The organism is Ochrobactrum chromiisoli (genome assembly GCF_026241335.1).
Classification (GTDB): Bacteria; Pseudomonadota; Alphaproteobacteria; order Rhizobiales; family Rhizobiaceae; genus Brucella; species Brucella chromiisoli.
Genome location: NZ_JAPHAV010000010.1, coordinates 39,291 through 59,594, shown reverse-complemented (window position 1 = coordinate 59,594; position 20,304 = coordinate 39,291). Strand labels below are relative to the sequence as shown.

The window sequence follows — 20,304 nt, the reverse complement described above, 5'->3', positions numbered from 1 at the left end:
AAAAATAGAGGCTGTCATGCAGCTTGTGCCCGATTGGCGGCACGTCTTGCGAAAGGCGTGGTCTGTCCGCCTGATCCTGCTTGCCGGTTTGTTGACCGGCATTGAAGTCGCATTGCCGCTTCTCGGCGATGCTTATCCCATCCCTACAGGCATATTCGCATTGCTGTCGCTCGTCATCACGATGGCGGCTTTTGTGACCTGCCAAGCCTCGCGGATGGCAAAGTATTCGGCATGAAGGTGGCAAAGGTGAATGCCGCCGCCCGCCTGATTTCCGTTGCCAATGCGATCTATGGGCCGGAGGCCGCGCGCGCCTTGTGGGAGAGCGAAACCGGACTTCCTAAAGTGGCGCATCGGTCCGTCACCGCGCTGGCTGGAACGCCTGCAGATGATCCAACCGGGTGTCTTCGGCATTTATTACGTTCGGCGGCGGAAAACGGCAGAACGATCGGCGAAACGTTGCGCCTCGCTTTGCATGATAGCATAGCCGCTCGGCTCTTACCCAAATTCGGTATGCTTGCTGATCCTCACACCCACAAAGGTTACCTCGCGATTGCAAGCGAACATCCGGTCCTTGCTTCCGTGTTCTCGCAGACGCAATGGGCTGGGGAGTGGAAAATTGCAATGATGCAGCTTACCGGGGCCAAGTCAGCACGCTTGAGAATCTCGGGCGAAAGCAATCCTACGCCTGTTGTGCTGGTGCCGAAACAGACAGTGCTTTCGGCGCTCGCGTCGTATCATTGACGGCACCAATACATTCGATCCAAAATTTGTATGAATATGCCGCCCCGACCGGGGCGGCTTTCGGCGCTGTGATGCTTGTCAGCGCGTTCGCAGCCATTTTCGGCGCTGTCATCGCATCATTCTGGAGAAAAGTTTTAGCGATAATGACAGGCCGATTTAAGACGCATGAAGCGAGGCATAGGATGGGGCATTGATTAATCTCCATAACATTTATGGAACGATTTGCCCTTCTAAGCATTTCTCAAATGGAAAATATGTAATTGAATAATCTGGAGAATTATGATGCGTCGTATCCTACTCGCTGCCGCCACTACTGTTGCACTCGTCTCGATTTCTCATGCTCAGACTGCAACTGTTGCTGATAAGGAGGTGTTCGTAACTGCCGAGCCAACTGCTGTACTCAGCTATAATCTTATCGGCCTCAATGTGGTCAATGGTGATGATACAACCATTGGTGAAATTAAAGATCTGATTATCGCCAATGGTCAGTTGGCTGGTTATATTGTGTCAGTTGGAGGATTTCTAGGTGTAGGCGAGCGCTATGTGATTGTGGCACCAGACGCGATTGATGTCACCTATTTCGATGATGATAAAAAGTGGTCGGCAGTCATGAACTCGACCAAGGAAGAAATCGAAAAGGCTCCAGAGTTTAAATATGAAGGTCGTTGGGCCAAGTAACCGAATAGATTGAATTGAGAAAGCCGCCTTTTGGGGCGGCTTTTTTAATGTCTAACTTTCCAAATGCTTGCCAATTGGGCCGCGCTGCATTTTGTCTGATACAACTTTGATTGCATCGGCAGCTTCTTCCGCTGACCACCCTGCATCCACGGCTTCAGTAATCAAATTTCTCACACCGGGCACACTCGTCCCCTCGACCACAGCTTCAGCGTCTTCTTCCGACCGACCGGCTAATGTCGCTTGTTCTATGAGATCTTTTATCCCAGCAGAAATGGCTTGCTCACAATCGGCTTTACGGCCAGGATAATCGTCAGATGATTTTGGACCTAACATGCAATTACTCCTTTTCAGGATAGATAGAGTTCCAATTATATCTGTCCAGCCAGTGCGTCTTAACCAGCCCCTTCTGTAGCGGAACGATGACTTAGCACCAAAGAATTATAGGTATAAACAATCACGCCCTCGAAGATTCAGAGTAGCCGTTCTCAGCCCGTAGGAGGATAAGAGGAACATGCTATTAACATCTTTACCCCTGAAAGGCAGAGGACCACTGTCTCCGGGGACTGTTTTTGCTGTTACTCAGTGAATTCGATCTCGACAGGGACTTTAGGCATGATCTCGGCCGCAATAGGAGTATAAAGATCAATCCCTACCTCCGGCGAGGCCAGTGTCACAATCAAGGCATAGCGCGCCTGTTGTTCGCAGATTTCCGCTCTGTTTCTTTCTTTCCACCAGCCACCTACGGGTTTCACGCAGATAAGGTCGCGGGAGGCCAGTCTGGCACCGCTGCCGATCCATTGGTCGCAATGGATTGAACCGGCCGAAATACTGCTTGGCCCAAACTGCCAGCCCGAGTCATTCGGGCGCGACACGGCAGCTAAATCTGCGGGCAGCGTTTCCTCGGCATTGATGCCGGTACGAAACTGAATCTCCGTCTCCTGCGAGCGTTTGAGGTCAAAACGCAATCCGAACGACTGGTACTTTTGCGGGTCGATGGCAGCCGCCCGGCCCGGATTTGGTTCGATGAAATAGGAAAGCGTCACCTTCAGAATGAAGTTGTTGTCGGCGTACTGTTCCAGAAGCGCTTTGGGCCATGGCAGCGGGTAATAGTGGCATTCATTGAAGCCCACGCTATATGACTTCTTGCCGTCCTTGATAATGACCTTCTTCCTGTAAGGCTGTATGGCCTGTTGAGCGACAAGCGCAAGATGCTCCTTCGCAGATGCCGTCGCGCGCTTATAGGACGGTACGCCGTAACCGAAGCATCGGGCTAGGCGCTGTTTTTCACGGAGGCTGTCCGTCGCCTGAAGCCGCTGCCACATAGGATCGGTCCATTCCGCACTATGCACCATGAGCGCTCGGATGGTCTCAGGCCAGTAGTCGGGATGCTCGGATTTTATTCGCGCAGCAAGGCGAGAGGCGAGCGCCGTGGCGGCGCTCGTCGCAGCGAAGCTCGCGATAGGAAGACGGTCTACCTCGCTGCCAGTTGTCAACAGCTCAAGCGATGGGCAGGAAACAAGGCTCTGTCCATTGGATGACCTAGCCCGGTTGCCTGCCTCCATGACGATTTCGGGTTTGACGGGGGTCTTGCCCTGCACCCATGCCAGCGAATTGCGAGAATACGGGCTTAGCTCACCCGTGGGAGCCATGGGCTGATAGCCATCTAGCCCATCATCATCAATGATCTGCTTTTGCGTATATCCGCCAACAGTCATCGCATTCCAAGCCTGAGCCGGATCTTCAATGGGGTAGTTTTCTAAGGGCTGAAGGTCCGCGAAGTTCATAACGGCTGGCACATTGCCCGCCGAGATCAAGAACAGGCGATGCGGGGCGTTCGCGTCATCACCCTCCATTTTGCCGATTGCGGCGCGATCGATGGAAGCGCTCCAGCTTGTCCCGCGTTCGCCGGATACGTCCTTATTGGTAATCGCCATGCAAAATACCCGATCGAAATCGGGGTTCTTAATTTCGGCGAGGGCAACGGCGGTGGAGGTGATCGTACCTAACCGCGCCGCTTCGTTCGGCGGGAAGCCGTCTGCGGGCATGATCCGCACCGATTCCAGCCGGTGATGAAGCGACTTTTCACCCTGATCCTGAAGCGCAGCGAAAAGATCGCCGTGCAGCGCCAGTCCGGCCATCTCCGTGCCGTGGCTGCGCACCTGATTATCAGTTGGCACCCAATCAGGATTGACGGAAAGCAAGTCGCCTTCGGCTAGGGCGGGCTCAATTAGGACGTGGGCGCGGTTGACGCCGGTATCAAGCAGGCAGACGCGAGGCGTGTCGGCGCCTGGCCAAACAACGCGGTCCGCTAGATCACCTGCCCAATCATGCTGGTTCTCGCGCTCCTCCTCCACGAAAAAGGAAGGCGAGTCGGAGCCGCGCCGAAGCTCAGTGATGCCTTTGGAGGCGAACAGCACCACTTCGATGTCAGTGCGGCGAGCAAAGACCGGTACGACAATCGTTTCAGGAAAGGTAAGGCGATAGTCTTCATCGGCGATTTGGCATTCGAGCCGTTCGAGCACCCGAAGCACCTCGCCCTCGAAGCCGCGTGTACACCAGAGTTCCCACCAGATTTGTACTTGTGGATCGTCTGGAAGCGCATCGGGGTTGTCGGTCCAGAAGGTCATTAAGCGAGCGCGCCTGATCGCCTCGATCGGCTCAACATAGGAATTATGTTGGGGCTTGTCCTTGGCGGTCAGCGGACCCGCGCGATAGTCCTCCAATATTGTTTCAAGAACGGGCAGCGACTCGTCAGGCACAAATAGAACGGCAGTCAGCTTTTCCGTTTCGACATCCCGCTTGGTCGCGCCAGACAGAATTCCGGATCTCTTTTTGTCAAGATTTTCTGCGTCGGAGCCTTTACGCAGCTCGACTTCGTAATACGCCCCATCGGATCGCTCGAAGCGTTCATCCGGCAATGGTGCCTCTACGATCTCCTGAAAGGCAGCGCGCAACTGTGCAAGGAGCAAAGCACCGTGCTCTTCGCGAACGCGTGGAGCGCTCCCACTCCCCATGTTGCGAGGTGGTGACTTAAAGAGACTGGCCTGATGGCGATTAGAAATGTCGAGATGAGGCAAGACGAAATCAGGCATATTGGGTTAACCGGGTCTCGTGTTGGAGAACGCATCCTGCATGGCGCGCCGTTCGTCCAGTCGTCGGACGAGTTGGTCTGATGTGACGATAGTGGTTTCGCTGAGGATAGCCGATTTCACCGCGTCTTCTGTCGCGCGCGTGATTTCAGCCTGACTCAGTCCTTCAGCGGCCTTGAATAGTGTCTTCCACGTAAGGCGCGGTGCTCTAAACGGGCGTAGAGCACCAAGGATGATCTGTTTCACCTGAGCCTGTGTTGGCATGTCGAAAGCAAGCACAAGGTCGAAGCGGCGCAACAAAGCATTGTCGAGCAGGTCGGGATGGTTTGTTGCGCCTATGATTAGGCTATCGGTGGAGTTCTCTTCCTCCATATATTGGAGAAAGGAGTTCAGGACGCGTCTCATTTCGGCCACGTCGTTTGTGGCGTTGCGCCGTCCGCCGACTGCATCGAATTCATCGAATAGATATACGCCGCGTCGCCTCACTGTTTCGTCAAATACGAGCCTCAGCTTTGCAGCGGTTTCCCCCATGAATCGAGTTATCAGACCTTCCAGCCGAACGACAAAAAGAGGGAGGAGAAGTTGCCCGGCTAGCGCCTCAGCGGTCATCGTCTTACCGGAACCGGGTGGGCCGACGAAGAGCGCCCGGCGATTCGGCGTCTTTCCATGCTCACGCAGCCAACTTCGCTTTTGCTGCTCGTGCACCAACTCATCAAGGCGCGCCCGAAGCGTTTGATCCAGTATTACGTTCTTCAGAGTGTAACGAGGTTCCCGATGCTCGATCAACCCTTCCAACTCGCCACGCGGCTTGGCAAACTGAATAGCAACGGGCGTTTCCCTTCGCGATTTCCGTGCAATTTCAACTGCGGAACGAAGTGCCTCGGCGCTTGAACGGTGCCCCTGTCGCGCCTCGGAAGCAGCCACTTGCAATGCGATCGAATAAAATTGCTCATCGTCGCCTTCGGCACGACTGCGCAACATTGCCAGTATTTGTTTCGCGTTTGACAACGATTTGAGCTTCCAAAGTCAACAGCTGCATTCTGTTCAGCTTGATGTCATCCTATATCAGAATGACAGAATTAAAAGGGCAACCGCAACAGCGAATCGGTTGGCACACAGGCTTCGACCTATATCATCGGCATTCGATTAGAGAAATGGCGAAGACACGCCATCAACGTTACCTGAATATCCGCCGATCATAGTGGTATCTAAGTTAATTCCGCGACTTCAAACTACGGTGCGCTTATGGCCTAATTCCGCCGGTTTGCGAAAAAAGAACGACAAATTTCGGCGACGACACAAACAGTGCAAACGACGTCAAAGGGGGCGCTAGCTGTCGGACAGCTCTGTGCCTCATACCAGACACCAACACAGCATTCTCAAGCTTTCCAAAGCGATCATTCCGCTTTTCATGTTGCCACTGCCATGAAGAGGTGGATTGCGAACTGATAGATTTAGGCTTTACCGTTCTGAACGCCGACACCCGGCAACCGACAAAACTTGTCATGAAGAGATGATGAGCTTTTAGAGTTGGCATTGTCTACAGCAACCGCTTTAATCTGTAGAATGTCAGATCAGCATTCTGAGAAATAGGGACCTAATACGATAGGGCTACCAAGTGTTTTCAGGTCCCAACTCTTGATAGGATGATACGTTTTGCCCAGAATGTTGTAATAGGACTTTTGGGTAGGGAGAATAGTTGCAAATAGCAATGGCTTATTTCAAAGTAAATATCTGTCTCGCCGACTCGGATATATCTTAAATCCACTCAGGCGCAGCTCTAAATGAACGGGGGGATCCAGTTGAGAATATGCGGAGTGACTATTACTGGCAGCGAGGCGAATCTTTCAATCGTCTCGCTTGATGAACACGGTGACGTTCAGCACCACACTACCGAAACTCGAAAAATTACCCTCGCCGATGAGAAATCCGTTAAGTCCTTAAAGGCCTTTGGGGCCTCAATCACCTCTTTTGCGCACGAGAACGAAGTGGATTTGTTTTGCATCAAAATGCGAGAGCTTAAAGGGCACAGGGCAGGTGGAGGTACATCCTTCAAAATTGAAGCGCTGATCCAGCTCTTTTGCGGAAAAGAGGTACATTTCGTCCACGCAAACACGCTCAAGTCCTTCTCAAAGACTAATCATGGCGGCGTTCCTGCTGGGTTAGTGGGTTATCTGCATGATCCATTCAGGGCTGGAGCATATTACCTGATTAATCATCGAGATAAGTAATGCCGTTTGACATCAATCTACTCCCGCTATCCATCCGTCCAACGGTGGTTAGGCTGCAGGAGACCATCGCCTTTAGCGACAACATCACCAAAGGAGCTAACGGCTACGTCCTGATTGGGCTGAACCGGTTGCTTAACCGGATGCAGGTGGTGAAATTTTACTATTGGGGCGGCGGGTTGCACATAGAGCCTGCCCTTCTTGCCACATTAGAATCGCAGCACGTCTTGAGAGTAGACAGCGCCGAGGCAGTCGATGAAGAAGATGCGTATTTTATCACTCGATATTGCGAAGGCGGAGACTTGGACGATCAACTTCGGACGCGAACATTCGGCCCGCTCCAAGCGATCGATACGCTACTTCAGATTGCGTCAGGCGTAAGCTACCTCCATGGACAGGGATACCTACACAGGGATCTTAAGCCGTCCAATATTTTATGTGCTGAAGACTCTTGGGTGATCGGCGATTTTGGATCGGTCGTTCTAATGAATAACGATGGATTTGCTTCGACCCAATCGAAGCACTCCATTATCTACCGTCCACCGGAGGATTTCTTAGCTAACACTCGCTACTACCGTCAAGGTGACGTATATCAGCTAAGCATAGTGTTCTATCAGCTTCTAGGAGGTAAGCTGAGTTACGAAGTAGATGACTGGTTAACTACCGCCGAGATTAACCATCGGGGGAAATTGGATGACATCGAAGGTCAAATTTTTGCACAGACTTGTATTCAAAGGCGCATTGAAAGAGGCAAGGTTATCGATTTCCGATCGCTGCCTGCAATAGTTCCAGATCACATAGTGCGGCTGATACGAGCAGCATGTCGGACAGACTACCTCCGGCGGCCAAGCACTGTTGCGGATCTTATCACCCGACTAAACAACCTTCGGAAGCGAACTCTCGACTGGCGCATCGTTGATGGCTTGTTCCAGATAACGAACGGAGGGCGTTCCTTCAGAATTGTGCCAGACGGACAAAGCTGGCGGGTCCAGAAAATGGTACAGGCCGGTTGGAAAAATCAAAATGACCTCGCTAGACTCGCTATTCACGAAGCAGTCAAGGTGGTTGAAAATTTAGTACGGTAGCCACATTCTTACTCCTGAGTCTCCACTCTACTAGGTTGTTGATGATGGCCCTGCTAACAGTGCTAAAGTGCTTGTTGCATGTCTCTGGCACGCGCAAGAAGACACTGTCTCGCTAATCTTTTGCCACAAGCAGCAAATCGATAAATTGCCCGAGATGTGAATGGTCCAGCTAAACGCGCCGCAGCAGCTATCCGAATTTTTAAAAGGCCGCCAAGTAAAGCTAGCAACTAGACGCGAGCCTGATACATGAATTGTTGCAAATTGGCTTGCATTTCGCAGCTAAGCCATTGATTCACAAAGAACGCGATATGCATCTTTTTGAAAAATAGCCATTATATATCAATATATTGGTGGGGACTCTGACACCGCTGCTCCTTATGGCGGATTTGGGTGCGCGTTGGGTGCAAAACCACCTTTGTTCGCGAACTGTTCTACAAATGTTTACCCTCTAGCTGTCATCAAAAGCCGCGCAAATGCGCGGTTTTAAGACTTCCCGATTGCGTTGACATTGTAGGGGTCACTTAATCAAAATCAATTATCCTAAGTGTAAAGCGAGCCATCTCAAACTAACTGTTCTTGGACGGCCAGACCAAAGGCTTCCGCTCTTGTCGGGCCAGTTCATCGATGCCCAGTAATGAGGCCGCATCCATGGGATCGCGTCGTCTCTTAATGTCTCGGTACTCGCCAAGGAATGCCCCGATCAGCCCAGCCATTTTTGCATCAATGCGGACCAACAGCGCGCCATCGTTACAAAACCGATAGTGCTTTCCCCACCCACGGATAATGCTGTCGGTTCGACTTAAAGTTGCTACGAGGGAATGCTTTCGGGGAATAGGCTTGCTCGCATATGATGCTTCTACCAGGAGCTCCCAACGCAGTGTAATCGACACCAGAGCTGTGCGCCTCGCGCGGGAATACCTTGAGGCAAATATTTGCAGGACCGTGGCTTCAAGCGAACTTGAAAACGTTACAGGCCAGAATCGTTACGAACTCGCCCGCCAATTCCGCAAAGCATACGGGACAAGCCCGTATCGTTATCTCACGATGCGTCGTCTCGACCGGGCGCGTTTTTATATCGCAGCAGGCCTAACTTTAGCCGATGTAGCGATAAGCGCCGGGTTCAGCGATCAGGCTCACATGAACCGCCGGTTCAAAGCAAACTTCGGTTTGTCACCCGGCTGTTGGCAGCGCTTGATCGTAAGCTGATCTCAAACTAGCACTATTGGTGTCAACGAGGCGTCTAATGCGCGTCTGTCAGGGTCGGATGCGGCGGACATAGCGATGACCTAATGTGGCGCAAAGCTGCCTCTCTGCTTTTGATCTAGGACAGGACGAAAGGCGAGAAGGCTTGGTTGCGGTAAAAGAGATCTTCGTGGTGACTCATACTGAAGCGGCCCATCACCTGACGAATAAGGTTGGGGGTTGGTACGACAGCGACTTAACTCATCTCGGCTCGCGAGAGGCAGATGTCCTTGCCGAACGCCTTGCAGTCATGATCGGTCCAGGCGAAGTCGAAATCTACAGTTCCGACCTGCGGCGCGCGTCTCAGACTGCCGCTGCAATCGCTAGGCGTATTGGTCAGACAGTGCAGGAGACCTCAGCCCTGCGAGAAATCAACTATGGGGTCGCAGGTGGCAAACCTCAAGATTGGCTGGATTCCCGTTATATCCCGGCGCCGGATGATAATCGGCTGGATCACGATTGCGGCATTGAGGGCGCCGAGACGCGGCGCGATGTCGCAAGGCGAGTGTTTCCTTTTGTCGACGACGTTGTGGGGCGTCCTTGTCAGACGCAGATCATCGTGACGCACGGATTTACGCTTAGCATGGTCGTCGCGGCGTGGATGAGAATCCCTATCGACGCGGCAGGTTTCGTGTCCTTCCCCGTCAAATCGGGAAGCATAACCCGGCTCAGACAGGACGATTTTTTCCGCAACCGAGCTGTCATCTCCGTTGGAGACGTGACCCACTTTTCGGAAATTTAACGGCGGCGATGTGTGGTTCATATGCGGAACGGCGGCCAAGGAAACTGTCGAACTCGGTCAACGGCTGCAATGGGTGGGAAGCGGCCTGACCGTTTTCAGCCCCACGGAGGATGAAGCGGCCAGTCGGTATTGAACCGCCCCGGGTTTGCCGGAGCCCCCAACTCGTGAGAAGTGGGCCTATGACAAGCAAAATGACGAACAAATTTTCTCCTGAAGTCCGCGCCCGAGCTCTACGACTTGTTTTCGATCATGAGGCTGAACACCCTTCTCGTTGGGCTGCAGTCTCCTCAATAGCAGCCAGCATTAGTTGTTCGGCGCACACGCTCCATGAATGGATCAAGAAAGCCGAGGTGGATACGGGTAGAAAATCGTCTGGGCATTGCGGTATGACGCGAGGAGATCAAGGCTTCTCAGGATGATAAGGCGTTGGGAGAAGGCTGTCTGGCTGAGCCCGATGGCCTTCGCCAGAACGCCAACGGATATCTCCTAGTTCAGAAGCTTGCACAGGACCAACAGACGTCTGGAATTGGCCAAGGCGGACATAAATGATGCGGACTGATCGACATTCTCGATAAGGTCGCGCAAGAAAATATTTTGCCTCCTTAATGTTGGGGAACATGAGGGAGAAAAATCAACCCAGCCCCTAGGGCCTGCGATCCCACATGAATAATGTAGGCGGGCAGGATGACGCGGAGAGCTTCGCCCTGCCTGTTAGATGTGAGCTTTCAGGCGGTTATCCATTCGGAGTAGATTTAGGAGACTGGAGTTAACAGACCTCAGTTTTCCAGAATCGTACCAAATGAACATTCACAAGAATGCCTGACTGACACCTTTGCGTCGAGAGGTGATGGCCGTCGCCGTTATCGACGGCACGCTCAAAAAAGCACAAGTTGGCTGCGTCTATGCAGTTGCCCACCAGATCGTGTCGCGCTGGGTCGAACGCACTGCCGAAGCCTTTCAATGACACCTTGAAGTTGACCCGCTAGCTAGGCTCAAGCGCGGTGGCAGTGATGTTGAGATTGCCTACCGTTTTCAGCTTCGCCTCTTCTTTTGCCTCAGACGACAGGGGAGCGATGCCCCCCCCTGTGACAAGAAGGCCGAATAGGCGAGCGCAGCCGAAAAGCGGTGCGGCATGAGCGCTCATGGAGTAATATTCTTTTTGTTTCAAGTACCTCAGTTGACGGTTGATTTTACCCGAGCGCGCAATTGCTCGATGTGGGTTGTAATCTTTTGGAGGTCGGCATTGAGAAAGTCCTGCTCCCGCTGGCGCATCCATTGATCGAGCTCCGGCTTCGTGGCCTGTGCGGGAGCAATTGCGGCATTATTCAGGAGCATCGGGAAAATTTCTTTCAGGAACCTGTCTTTTGCTCCGGTCTTCTTGTCATCCATGGCGCAGATCATACTGATCGCGGTATTGGCAATAGCTTCGGTTGCCTGCAGTCGCGCTGCCAGATTGAGGATCAGTTGATGGAGGTGTTCGATGTCGTTCATTGTCAATCCTTTGGAACGGTTGCTTGAGGGAAGGTTTGTGAGGGGATGCAGACGGCTTTCTCTGCCTGCAGTCGCATTGCGGGGACAGGTTTTGCGCGACTGGCGCGGCAGTCCAGATCAACCATATCCGGGATGTTCTATACCACGAGGTCGAAGTGATATTCCGGACCATGCTTCATCGGGAGAAGCCCTCAGACGGGATCTTTGAAGAATGGTGTTGGCCCCCGGATTTAAATCCAGGGGCCCATCTTCGGGAGTTCAGTCTCTGGGAGGCTAGCCCTTGCGCTCTACCACTTCACCTTGAAGCCGACGGTTGCCTTCAGCTCATAGCTGTCGGCAAAGTGGTTGAGGGAAGTGTTGATCGAGCCCTCACCATAAACGGCGTATTTGCTGTCAGCCCAGGCATAGGTACCGCCGGCGCCGATTCCGGCCCAGGTCTTGTCGTTGTCGGTGTCGATATTCACACCGGCGACGTTAATGCGCGTGCCACCGAGGAAGGACTGATAGAGATTGGCGACGCCATAGACGGAGGTGTTGACCATCAGACCACCATTGCCCTTCCAGCTGTTGTCATAGCTGGCGGCAACGCCAAACCGCCCGGTCAGGCTGTCGCCATCCTGCATATGGACACGACTGCCCCACACATCATGGAAGGCATCGGCATCAAGCGACGACCACATCAACTGCGCCTGCGGCGTCAGCGACCAGTGATCGTTGATTGCAACACGCTGGCCTGCTTCAACACTCATTGCATAGCCATAGGCCTTCGCACCGTCCACAAGGCCGGTATTGGCCGTATCGGAGTTCAGATCATTGTCGAACCATGTCACTTGCCCCTGGGCATCGACATAGAAGCCGTTGTTGCCATACCATGTCGCGGTCGCACCAAGGCTCCAGGCATTGGTGCGGGCTGTTCCATCGCCTGCCAGCGCACTGGAACTTGCATGGGCAGTACCATACTGGCCTGTGATCCCGGCAACCAACCGACCATTCTCATCCTCATAGAACTGGCCATCGACACCCGCCTGCATGATAAAGGTGTTGATGTCCTGTTTTGCACCGGTAGCGCTCTGCGGTTCCAGACGGCTATGTGCTCCCTCAATACGCGCCCAGATACCGCGACTGTCAACCACGGCGCCATTGGCCTGGCCATCGCCGTTCCGGCCTGTCCAGTAACGCTCACCAACACGTTCCTGAAGCGTTGGCAGCTTGTTCAAGGCCTGCATGTTCTCCGCATAGCCCTGGTAGACAGGCACGCCGGGATTATAGCGCGGGTTGGGGGTCGGGTTCGGACAGTTGTCGCCGACGCAATCGGGATTAGGGTTCGGACCGGGACCTGGCGTATATTGGCTGGTCAGATACCAGTTGCCATCCTTATTGCCGGAGCCCTGCTGCAGCGTATAGGCATAGGCGCCCCCAACAACCGCTTTCTGTCCGTCCTTCGTGGTATAGTCGCTGACGAGTGAGAAAATACCCTTGGAGTCACCCGCAACGTCCACAACTTCGATGCCATTGGTTGTCTGTGCACCAAGCCCACCCCGGTTTATCACTTTCAGGCTGGTTGTACCCGACGTATCGCCGCCGACTTTCAGCATGTCAGTCTTCGAGCTGTCGTCACCGAGTACTGTGTTGATAACAACTGTGCCGCCATTGCCGACATAGTTTCCATTGACCGTGAGCGACGTGCCTGCGGTCTCAATGCCGGAGGTGATGCGGCCAGCATTGGAGAGCGAAGCAAGCGTTGTGTCGAAGCCACCCAGATCAAGTGTGCCGTTGGCTCCCACAATGTAACCCGACGATGCGGTATTGAAGACACCTGCTGCCCCCTGCTTCAGCGAACCGCCATCGACATTGGTAACATCACCATAGGTGTTGATACCGTTCAGCGTCAGTTCGCCAGACCCGGCCTTGGTGAAGCCGCCCGAGCCAGAGATAACACCGGAGAATCGGCTGTCGAAGTTTTGGACAACCGTGAGCTTGCCCGTGCCGAGCGTGATCTTGCCATCACCGACCGCATTGGTGTCGTCAAAGGCTGCCAGACCGCCAACCGTCGTGTCGAAACTGTCGAGATCAGCAATTGCCCCATCCTTCACCTTCAACACGCCAGTGCCGAAAGCATGACCGGCCACGCCGGCCTGCGCCTTGCCATTTTCGACGGTCAGACCACCCGAATAGCTGTTGTCGCCGGTGAAAGTGGTGGTGCCACTGCCTTTCTGGATGACATCGCCCGCGCCAGAAATATTACCGGCAAAAAGTGTCGGTCCCGAATGATCAAAAGCAAGCGTTCCGTGGCCGTAGAGGTCGCTGGCGAGATTGACGTCGCCGTCGATGCTGCCGCTTGTGCCACCATTGCCGATCTGCAGAGTGCCGCCAGTCACCGTGGTGCCACCACTATAGTGGTTTGCTCCGGTCAGGATCAGCGTACCGTAGTCGGTCTTGTTTATGCCCTTGGTACCTTGCAACTCTGCTTCAATGGTGGCCGTCATGGCCTTGCCAGCATCGGTCCCGTCACCAACACGGATAATCGGTTGGGCTGTATTGTCGAGGTTGAGCGGGCTACCCTTGAGGATATAGCCATCGCTGGCGAAGTTCATACCGGAGGCTGTGACCTGTCCGGCGCTGTTGTCCAGCGTAACCGTGGTCGTCGCCCCTTGGGTCGTGCCGCGGAACACTGCAAACGAGCCCTGATCATAGGCACCCATGATATGATCACCATTGTCGGTCCACACGTCATTGGTGTGATCTGAAACCAGGTTCCAGGTGCCGTTGCCGCCTTCCCATACATCAAGATGCACCCCAGAAGAGTTCATCAGATTGACGTGCTTGTTGGCAGCATCATTATCGATCCACATGCGGGCTGCGTCCGTTCCCCCCGGCGTCGATCCGATCGCAAGCGTATTGTCGGTCAGATTGCCGTTATAGTCCATGAGACGATAGATACCGGCGCCGAAGCCGCCGCCATCGGAGATATTGAGTGTGCCGGCAAGCGTCACATCGCCCTTCACATCATAAAGTGCAGTGTTGCTTGGCATACCGAGCGTAACATTTATCTGACTACCCGTATTAAGCACGAGATCGCCGCCGATTGTCAGGGTTTGACCGCCCTTGCCCTGCAAGATGGCATTGTCTGCCACGGTCACGTTCTTTTCGACGGTTCCGCCGCCCATCAGCATACCGCCGTCATTGACAGAGATATTACCGTTTTGGCTGCCCAGTACATCCAGCGTCGCGCCAGAATTGACCATGTAGTCGCCACTCATGCTGCCCTTGACAGTAACCTTGCCTGCATCGATTGCCGCGCCGCTACCGACATCGCCGGTCGCACCCGTATCGAAGACCAGTTCACCAGTCCCGGTCTTGTGCCAGCCCGCAGTCGAAGCGGAAGCATCAAAGGCCCCTTGAAGCGTCAGGCTGGCATCAGTCTGGAGCGTACCGCCATTGGCTGCGATCGTGACATTACGGCTTGTCGTGATGGCGCCACTATTCTCAAAGAGGCCACCGTCAATGGTCAAGCCACCTGCCTTGTCGCCGAGATTTTCGTCTTTCGCCACTATCAGCGTGCCAGCCGATACTGTCGTGCCGCCCGAATAGGTGTTGTCCCCTGTCAGTGTCAGCGCGCCAGAACCGATCTGCTGGACAGAGCCCGCACCCGAAATGACATTCCCCATAGCGACAGCATCAGAACGGTTGAAGGCCACAACACCGTTGTTGATGATGGCATTGTCGACGCGGCCCGTCGTGCCTCCGTCACCGATCTGAAGAGTGCCACCAGAGACCGTCGTACCACCCGCATAGTTGCTGTCGGCAGCAAGCACGAGCGTGCCCGTACCTTCCTTGATGAGCGAACCGGGACCAGTGATCGCCGTGGTGATCCTGTTGATGTTGGTTCCTGTCGTCTCGATCATGCCGCCATTGCTGTCGTCGCCCTTGGCGAGCACATAGTTATGGTCGCTGTCAAAAGAGGAACCGAAGCGCAGCACCGAGCCATTCTCGATCTCGACGCTGCTGCCCGATGCGCCCATGTTCGCATCCCCGGACACGACGAGGGTTCCGTGGCGAATAAAGGCTCCGGCCAGTTCGTCATTGGTGCCTGTCAATTCGATCGTGCCCGGACCGTCAATCACGATATGGCCGGTTCCGGAAATGTTGTTTGCAACCGTCACCATACCGGAGCGGCTGATTGCAAGCGTGCCGGCGCTAGCGGCCGTCGAACCAAGGTTGATGTCCCCTGCGACACTGCCGGTTGTACCGCCATTGCCAAGCTGCAGCGTGCCGCCCGCGACCACCGTCCCGCCGGTATAGCTGTTGTCGGCGGTCAGAATAAGGGTACCTACGCCGTGCTTCTCCATACCGGATGAGCCGGTCAGCTTTGCCTCGATCGTTGCCGTTTTGCCGACATCGGTGTCTTCACCATCCCCAACCCTGATCGAAGGAACCTCGTCGGGTTCGTCCGCCGATGGCGCAAGTTCCAGATCTCCGCCTTTAATTGTATAACCGTCGATGGCGAACTGGAGACCTGTTGCCGAGACCTGCCCGCCTGTATTGTCGATCGTTACCGTGCCCTTGGTGCCCTGGAACACCGCAAACTCACCACTCGCCCAGGGGCCGTTGAGAGTATAGTCAGGCAACCCAGTCCAGTTGCTATTCAGCAGATTCCATGTCCCGTCTCCCCCCTCGACGGTCCCGTTGTTGTGCTTTGCCGCATCGCCTCCATCCCAGAAGTTCAGGACAGCCCCTTCCGCGTTCACAAGATTGACTTCCCCCGTCATGGCGGTCTGGACAGTGATCTTGGCTGGATCCACCCCCTGTGGCATGTCACCAACGGCAATCGTGCCACTGAGTGTGCCGCCATAGTTGAACACGTGGTAGATTCCTGGCCCGTTATCGCCGAAATCCGCGACATTGATCTTGCCGCCAAGCGCAAGATTGCCCTTCACATCGAAGAAAGGCTGTCCGAACTCGGCGCCGTAGGTGACGGAAACAACCGAGGTCGCGCCCAGGCTCAAGTTACCGTTGAAGGTCAATGTGTTGTCAGCGAGGCCTGTAAGCGTTGCGCCGTTGGCGATTGTGGTGTCGCCGCCAATCGTGCCGGAGCCGGCAAGGAATGCGCCGGAGGCTACCTGGAGCGTAGAGGTTGCGTCACCGAGCGTTCCGGTCACAATGAGACTGCCGGCTGTGACATCGGTCGTGCCGGTGAACGCGCTGCTGTCGCCTGAAAGCGTGAGACTGCCCGCGCCAATCTGGTTCAGCGCACCCGAGCCAGAGATTTTGCCGCTAAAATCAAGACCGTTGCTGCGATTGAAGGCAAGCGTGGCGTTGTTGGTCACATCCCCTTGAATAGAACCGGCCGTACCGCCATCGCCGACTTGCAGTGTTCCGGCAGAGATCACCGTACCGCCGGCATAGGTGTTGGTTCCGGTCAGGATGAGCATACCCGCGCCATCCTGGTGGAGACTGCCTGCACCACTGATGAGACTGGCATAGGTCACATTGTCCGAGCGGTTGAGGGCAAGCGCCGCGCCCGCGTCGACCGTGACATTGCCGAGGATCGATCCCGTTGTGTGGCCATCGCCAATCTGCAGGATACCTCCTGAGACTTCGGTGCCGCCATTGTAGGTGTTGGCTCCGGTCAGAACCAATGTGCCGGAACCCGCCTTGGTGAGTTCACCGTGCCCGAGAAACTGTTGGTCTTCGCAGCCGTCGTCTGGATGGTGCCGCCATTCGTGCCAAGCGTCACCGCACGACTGTTGTCAAAGCTGTCTGTGAGCAGAAGCGTGCCGCCATTGAAGCCGAGCGCTCCCGTGGCAGCACCAAGATTGGCATTGGCCGAAACCGAAAGCACACCGCCATCAATCTGCGTGCCGCCCGTATAGTCACTGGCCGTGCTCGAGAGAACAAGCGTGCCGTCGCCGGTCTTCGTCAGCTTGCCCGTGCCCGTCACCGTGCCGGAGAAGGTGTTGGTCTTCGCAGCCGTCGTCTGGATGGTGCCGCCATTCGTGCCAAGCGTCACCGCACGACTGTTGTCAAAGCTGTCTGTGAGCAGAAGCGTGCCGCCGTTGAAGCCGAGCGCTCCTGTGGCAGCACCAAGATTGCGGTCTGCACTCACCGACACAACACCGCCATTGATCTGCGTCCCGCCCGTATAGTCGCTGGCCGTGCCCGCAAGAACAAGCGTGCCGTCGCCTGTCTTCGTTAACTTGCCCGTGCCCGTCACCGTGCCGGAGAAGGTGTTGGTCTTCGCAGCCGTCGTCTGGATGGTGCCGCCATTCGTCCCAAGCGTCACCGCACGACTGTTGTCAAAACTGTCCGTCAGCAGAAGCGTGCCGCCGTTGAAGCCGAGCGCACCTGTCGTCGCACCAAGATTGCGGTCTGCACTCACTGACACAACGCCGCCATCAATCTGCGTGCCGCCCGTATAGTCACTGGCCGTGCCCGCAAGAACAAGCGTGCCGTCGCCGGTCTTCGTTAGCTTGCCCGTGCCCGTCACCGTGCCGGAGAAGGTGTTGGTCTTCGCAGCCGTCGTCTGGATCGTGCCGCCATTCGTGCCAAGCGTCACCGCACGACTGTTGTCAAAGCTGTCTGTGAGCAGAAGCGTGCCGCCGTTGAAGCCGAGCGCTCCTGTAGCAGCGCCAAGATTGCGGTCTGCACTCACCGACACAACACCGCCATTGATCTGCGTCCCGCCCGTATAGTCGCTGGCCGTGCCCGCAAGAACAAGCGTGCCGTCGCCGGTCTTCGTTAGTTTGCCCGTGCCCGTCACCTTGCCCGAGAAACTGTTGGTCTTCGCAGCCGTCGTCTGGATGGTGCCGCCATTCGTGCCAAGCGTCACCGCACGACTGTTGTCAAAGCTGTCTGTGAGCAGAAGCGTGCCGCCATTGAAGCCGAGCGCACCTGTCGTCGCACCAAGATTGCGGTCTGCACTCACCGACACAACACCGCCATCAATCTGCGTGCCGCCCGTATAGTCACTGGCCGTGCTCGAGAGAACAAGCGTGCCGTCACCGGTCTTCGTCAGACTACCAGCGCCCGTCACCTTGCCCGAGAAACTATTGGTCTTCGCAGCCGTCGTCTGGATAGTGCCGCCATTCGCGCCAAGCGTCACCGCACGGCTGTTGTCAAAGCTGTCTGTGAGCAGAAGCGTGCCGCCATTGAAGCCGAGCGCACCTGTCGTCGCACCAAGATTGCGGTCTGCACTCACCGACACAATACCGCCATCAATCTGCGTGCCGCCCGTATAGTCACTGGCCGTGCTCGAGAGAACAAGCGTGCCGTCACCTGTCTTCGTCAGACTACCAGCGCCTGTCACCTTGCCCGAGAAACTATTGGTCTTCTCTGCCGTCGTCTGGATGGTGCCGCCATTCGTGCCAAGCGTCACCGCACGGCTGTTGTCAAAACTGTCTGTCAGCAGAAGCGTGCCGCCATCAAACCCGAGCGCTCCTGTGGCAGCACCAAGATTGGCATTGGCCGAAACCGACACAACACCGCCATCAATCTGCGTGCCGCCCGTATAGTCACTGGCCGTGCTCGAGAGAACAAGCGTGCCGTCACCTGTCTTCGTCAGACTACCAGCGCCCGTCACCTTGCCCGAGAAACTATTGGTCTTCTCTGCCGTCGTCTGGATGGTGCCGCCATTCATCCCAAGCGTCACCGCACGGCTGTTGTCAAAACTGTCCGTCAGCAGAAGCGTGCCGCCATTGAAGCCGAGCGCTCCCGTGGCAGCACCAAGATTGGCATTGGCGCTGACAATCAATTTACCCGAATTGACAACGGTCCCACCCGTATAGGTGTTCGCGCCACCAAGCGTAAAAGTCCCCGTGCCGCTATAGGTGAAGCCGCCAGTGCCCTGTATCACGCCGCTATAGGTATCGTCACTGCTGCCCGTTACTTCAAACGTGTTGGTGCCAAGTGTCACAAACCCATTGTTGCCAGAAAGAGAGCCGACCGAAAACGTACCCAACGTACTCTCGGAAAAATCAAGTGCCGTACCGCTATCACTTATAAGAAACGTGGAGCCCGTGGCGCTGGATGTGTCTGTGAACACCAGTTTCCCGCCGCGCTCAGCACGAACTCTCTGGTTGTCAGCATTTGTGCCATGCGTGAATGATATTATGGAATTAGTATCCGCTGAATCTGCGGTCCACCCCCCATTCAGCGTAAGGGTCTCCCGCGTGAAATCAATATCACGGAACTCCAGCGTAGAAGCTCCACTCGCACCGAACGCTGCCTTGCTTGTTGTTGAGCCCACTCCTAAAGTGATGGTGGGCAGAACCGTGCCGGCAACCTTGCCTCCGCCATCAAACAACATCCTAGCTCCACCGTACGCAGCAACGCCATAACTCCAGTTGTCGGTGCCCGGTGAGGCCACGTTTATGACCGTACTGCTATTCACATTAATCGTACTGCCAGCACCATCCACCGCTAGGCCGACTGCGCTCTCACCATCTACTGCTACGGTTGTGCCACTGACAGTAATTGTGCCGCCTTGATCCGCACGGAGACCTTGAGCCTGTATCCCAGTACCGGTATGAGCACGAATAATGGAACCGGTTATAATCGCATGAGCGCCAGTACCTCGCGCCAGAACGGCAGAAGCAACGTCATTCACTAAGCCAAGAGTAATCTCTATTGTTGCACTATTTACAGTATATGTTCCCGCAGTAACAGAATAAGAAGGAAAACCAGCCGTACTGGACGTAGTAACTGTATTAACCGTATCTCCCGGATTCAGATCCTGATTTGATACTTGCGTCGTATAATCAGTCGCCTTTGCCTCATATGTTGTGATCGCAAGGCTTGAGACAGAGAGCGCCAGTGTCAGAGACAATGCGCTGAGGATGCTGCGGGCCTGTGAAAGACATCGGGTGGGCATAATGGCGATCTGACCCGAAGCGGGGGCCTGCGCCAACAACGGTGCGGCCACAGAACGACGGTTATAAGCAATATATGGGACGCTCATTGCGCAATACCTCTTCAACATGCATTGAAAGCGCCGCCGTGCCCGGCAGCGT

14 protein-coding genes and 3 pseudogenes are annotated in these 20,304 nt (G+C 55.1%); 9 read left to right on the top strand and 8 right to left on the bottom strand.

What is annotated here, in order from left to right; all coding sequences use genetic code 11:
* The first annotated feature begins 16 nt into the window (after positions 1–16).
* The 3 genes from OPR82_RS16520 to OPR82_RS16510 all read left to right on the top strand — a co-directional run bounded on the left by OPR82_RS16520 (position 17) and on the right by OPR82_RS16510 (position 1,419).
* Positions 17–235, top strand: coding sequence for a DUF7940 domain-containing protein (locus OPR82_RS16520; RefSeq protein WP_265986072.1), 219 nt, complete (start codon positions 17–19; stop codon positions 233–235).
* Positions 232–741 carry a hypothetical protein gene (locus OPR82_RS16515; RefSeq protein WP_265986071.1) on the top strand — a complete coding sequence of 170 codons (510 nt, stop codon included), beginning with the start codon at positions 232–234 and terminating at the stop codon, positions 739–741. Before OPR82_RS16520 ends, OPR82_RS16515 begins: the two co-directional genes overlap by 4 nt.
* A gap of 282 nt (positions 742–1,023) precedes the next feature.
* Positions 1,024–1,419, top strand: a complete 396-nt coding sequence (locus OPR82_RS16510; RefSeq protein WP_265986145.1) for a PRC-barrel domain-containing protein — start codon at positions 1,024–1,026, stop codon at positions 1,417–1,419.
* 51 nt (positions 1,420–1,470) lie between these two features.
* Here OPR82_RS16510 and OPR82_RS16505 read toward each other — a convergent pair whose 3' ends face one another.
* From OPR82_RS16505 to OPR82_RS16495, 3 genes are all read right to left on the bottom strand, one after another.
* Complete coding sequence (locus tag OPR82_RS16505; RefSeq protein WP_265986070.1) at positions 1,471–1,752, bottom strand: hypothetical protein; 282 nt, start codon at positions 1,750–1,752, stop codon at positions 1,471–1,473.
* 242 nt (positions 1,753–1,994) lie between these two features.
* Complete coding sequence (locus OPR82_RS16500; RefSeq protein WP_265986069.1) at positions 1,995–4,511, bottom strand: S8 family peptidase; 2,517 nt, start codon at positions 4,509–4,511, stop codon at positions 1,995–1,997.
* A gap of 6 nt (positions 4,512–4,517) precedes the next feature.
* Positions 4,518–5,516 (bottom strand): AAA family ATPase, encoded by a 999-nt coding sequence (locus OPR82_RS16495; RefSeq protein WP_265986068.1) that lies wholly within the window; start codon positions 5,514–5,516, stop codon positions 4,518–4,520.
* Positions 5,517–6,325: 809 nt separating this feature from the next.
* Between OPR82_RS16495 and OPR82_RS16490 the strand changes: the two genes are divergently transcribed.
* The 5 genes and pseudogenes from OPR82_RS16490 to OPR82_RS16475 form a co-directional block, all read left to right on the top strand.
* Entirely contained in the window at positions 6,326–6,739 is a 414-nt protein-coding gene (locus OPR82_RS16490; protein WP_265986067.1) for a DUF3010 family protein, read from the top strand.
* Positions 6,739–7,821, top strand: a complete 1,083-nt coding sequence (locus tag OPR82_RS16485; RefSeq protein WP_265986066.1) for a serine/threonine protein kinase — start codon at positions 6,739–6,741, stop codon at positions 7,819–7,821. Before OPR82_RS16490 ends, OPR82_RS16485 begins: the two co-directional genes overlap by 1 nt.
* Before the next feature lie 783 nt (positions 7,822–8,604).
* Positions 8,605–9,027 (top strand): helix-turn-helix domain-containing protein, encoded by a 423-nt coding sequence (locus tag OPR82_RS22815; RefSeq protein ID WP_407673271.1) that lies wholly within the window; start codon positions 8,605–8,607, stop codon positions 9,025–9,027.
* A 142-nt stretch (positions 9,028–9,169) separates the two neighbouring features.
* The gene (locus OPR82_RS16480; protein ID WP_265986064.1) at positions 9,170–9,805 is read left to right on the top strand and encodes a histidine phosphatase family protein; all 636 of its coding nucleotides are present in this window, start codon (positions 9,170–9,172) and stop codon (positions 9,803–9,805) included.
* Positions 9,806–9,984: 179 nt separating this feature from the next.
* Positions 9,985–10,176: pseudogene (locus OPR82_RS16475) on the top strand (IS3 family transposase); the annotation flags it as partial.
* Here OPR82_RS16475 and OPR82_RS22810 read toward each other — a convergent pair.
* Positions 10,166–10,348: pseudogene (locus tag OPR82_RS22810) on the bottom strand (ArsR family transcriptional regulator); the annotation flags it as partial. The pseudogenes OPR82_RS16475 and OPR82_RS22810 sit on opposite strands and share 11 nt — an antisense overlap.
* 304 nt (positions 10,349–10,652) lie before the next feature.
* Between OPR82_RS22810 and OPR82_RS22805 the strand changes: the two are divergent.
* Positions 10,653–10,748, top strand: a pseudogene (locus OPR82_RS22805) (IS481 family transposase); the annotation flags it as partial.
* A gap of 39 nt (positions 10,749–10,787) precedes the next feature.
* Here the strand turns inward: OPR82_RS22805 and OPR82_RS16470 are convergent.
* From OPR82_RS16470 to OPR82_RS16455, 4 genes are all read right to left on the bottom strand, one after another.
* Positions 10,788–10,949 (bottom strand): hypothetical protein, encoded by a 162-nt coding sequence (locus OPR82_RS16470; protein ID WP_265986062.1) that lies wholly within the window; start codon positions 10,947–10,949, stop codon positions 10,788–10,790.
* A gap of 29 nt (positions 10,950–10,978) precedes the next feature.
* Positions 10,979–11,296 carry a hypothetical protein gene (locus OPR82_RS16465; RefSeq protein WP_265986155.1) on the bottom strand — a complete coding sequence of 106 codons (318 nt, stop codon included), beginning with the start codon at positions 11,294–11,296 and terminating at the stop codon, positions 10,979–10,981.
* A gap of 287 nt (positions 11,297–11,583) precedes the next feature.
* Positions 11,584–16,935: an autotransporter outer membrane beta-barrel domain-containing protein gene (locus OPR82_RS16460; RefSeq protein WP_265986061.1), complete on the bottom strand. Its 5,352-nt coding sequence runs from the start codon at positions 16,933–16,935 to the stop codon at positions 11,584–11,586.
* Positions 16,926–20,252, bottom strand: a complete 3,327-nt coding sequence (locus OPR82_RS16455) for a beta strand repeat-containing protein (RefSeq protein WP_265986060.1) — start codon at positions 20,250–20,252, stop codon at positions 16,926–16,928. Before OPR82_RS16455 ends, OPR82_RS16460 begins: the two co-directional genes overlap by 10 nt.
* Between the last annotated feature and the right edge of the window lie 52 nt (positions 20,253–20,304).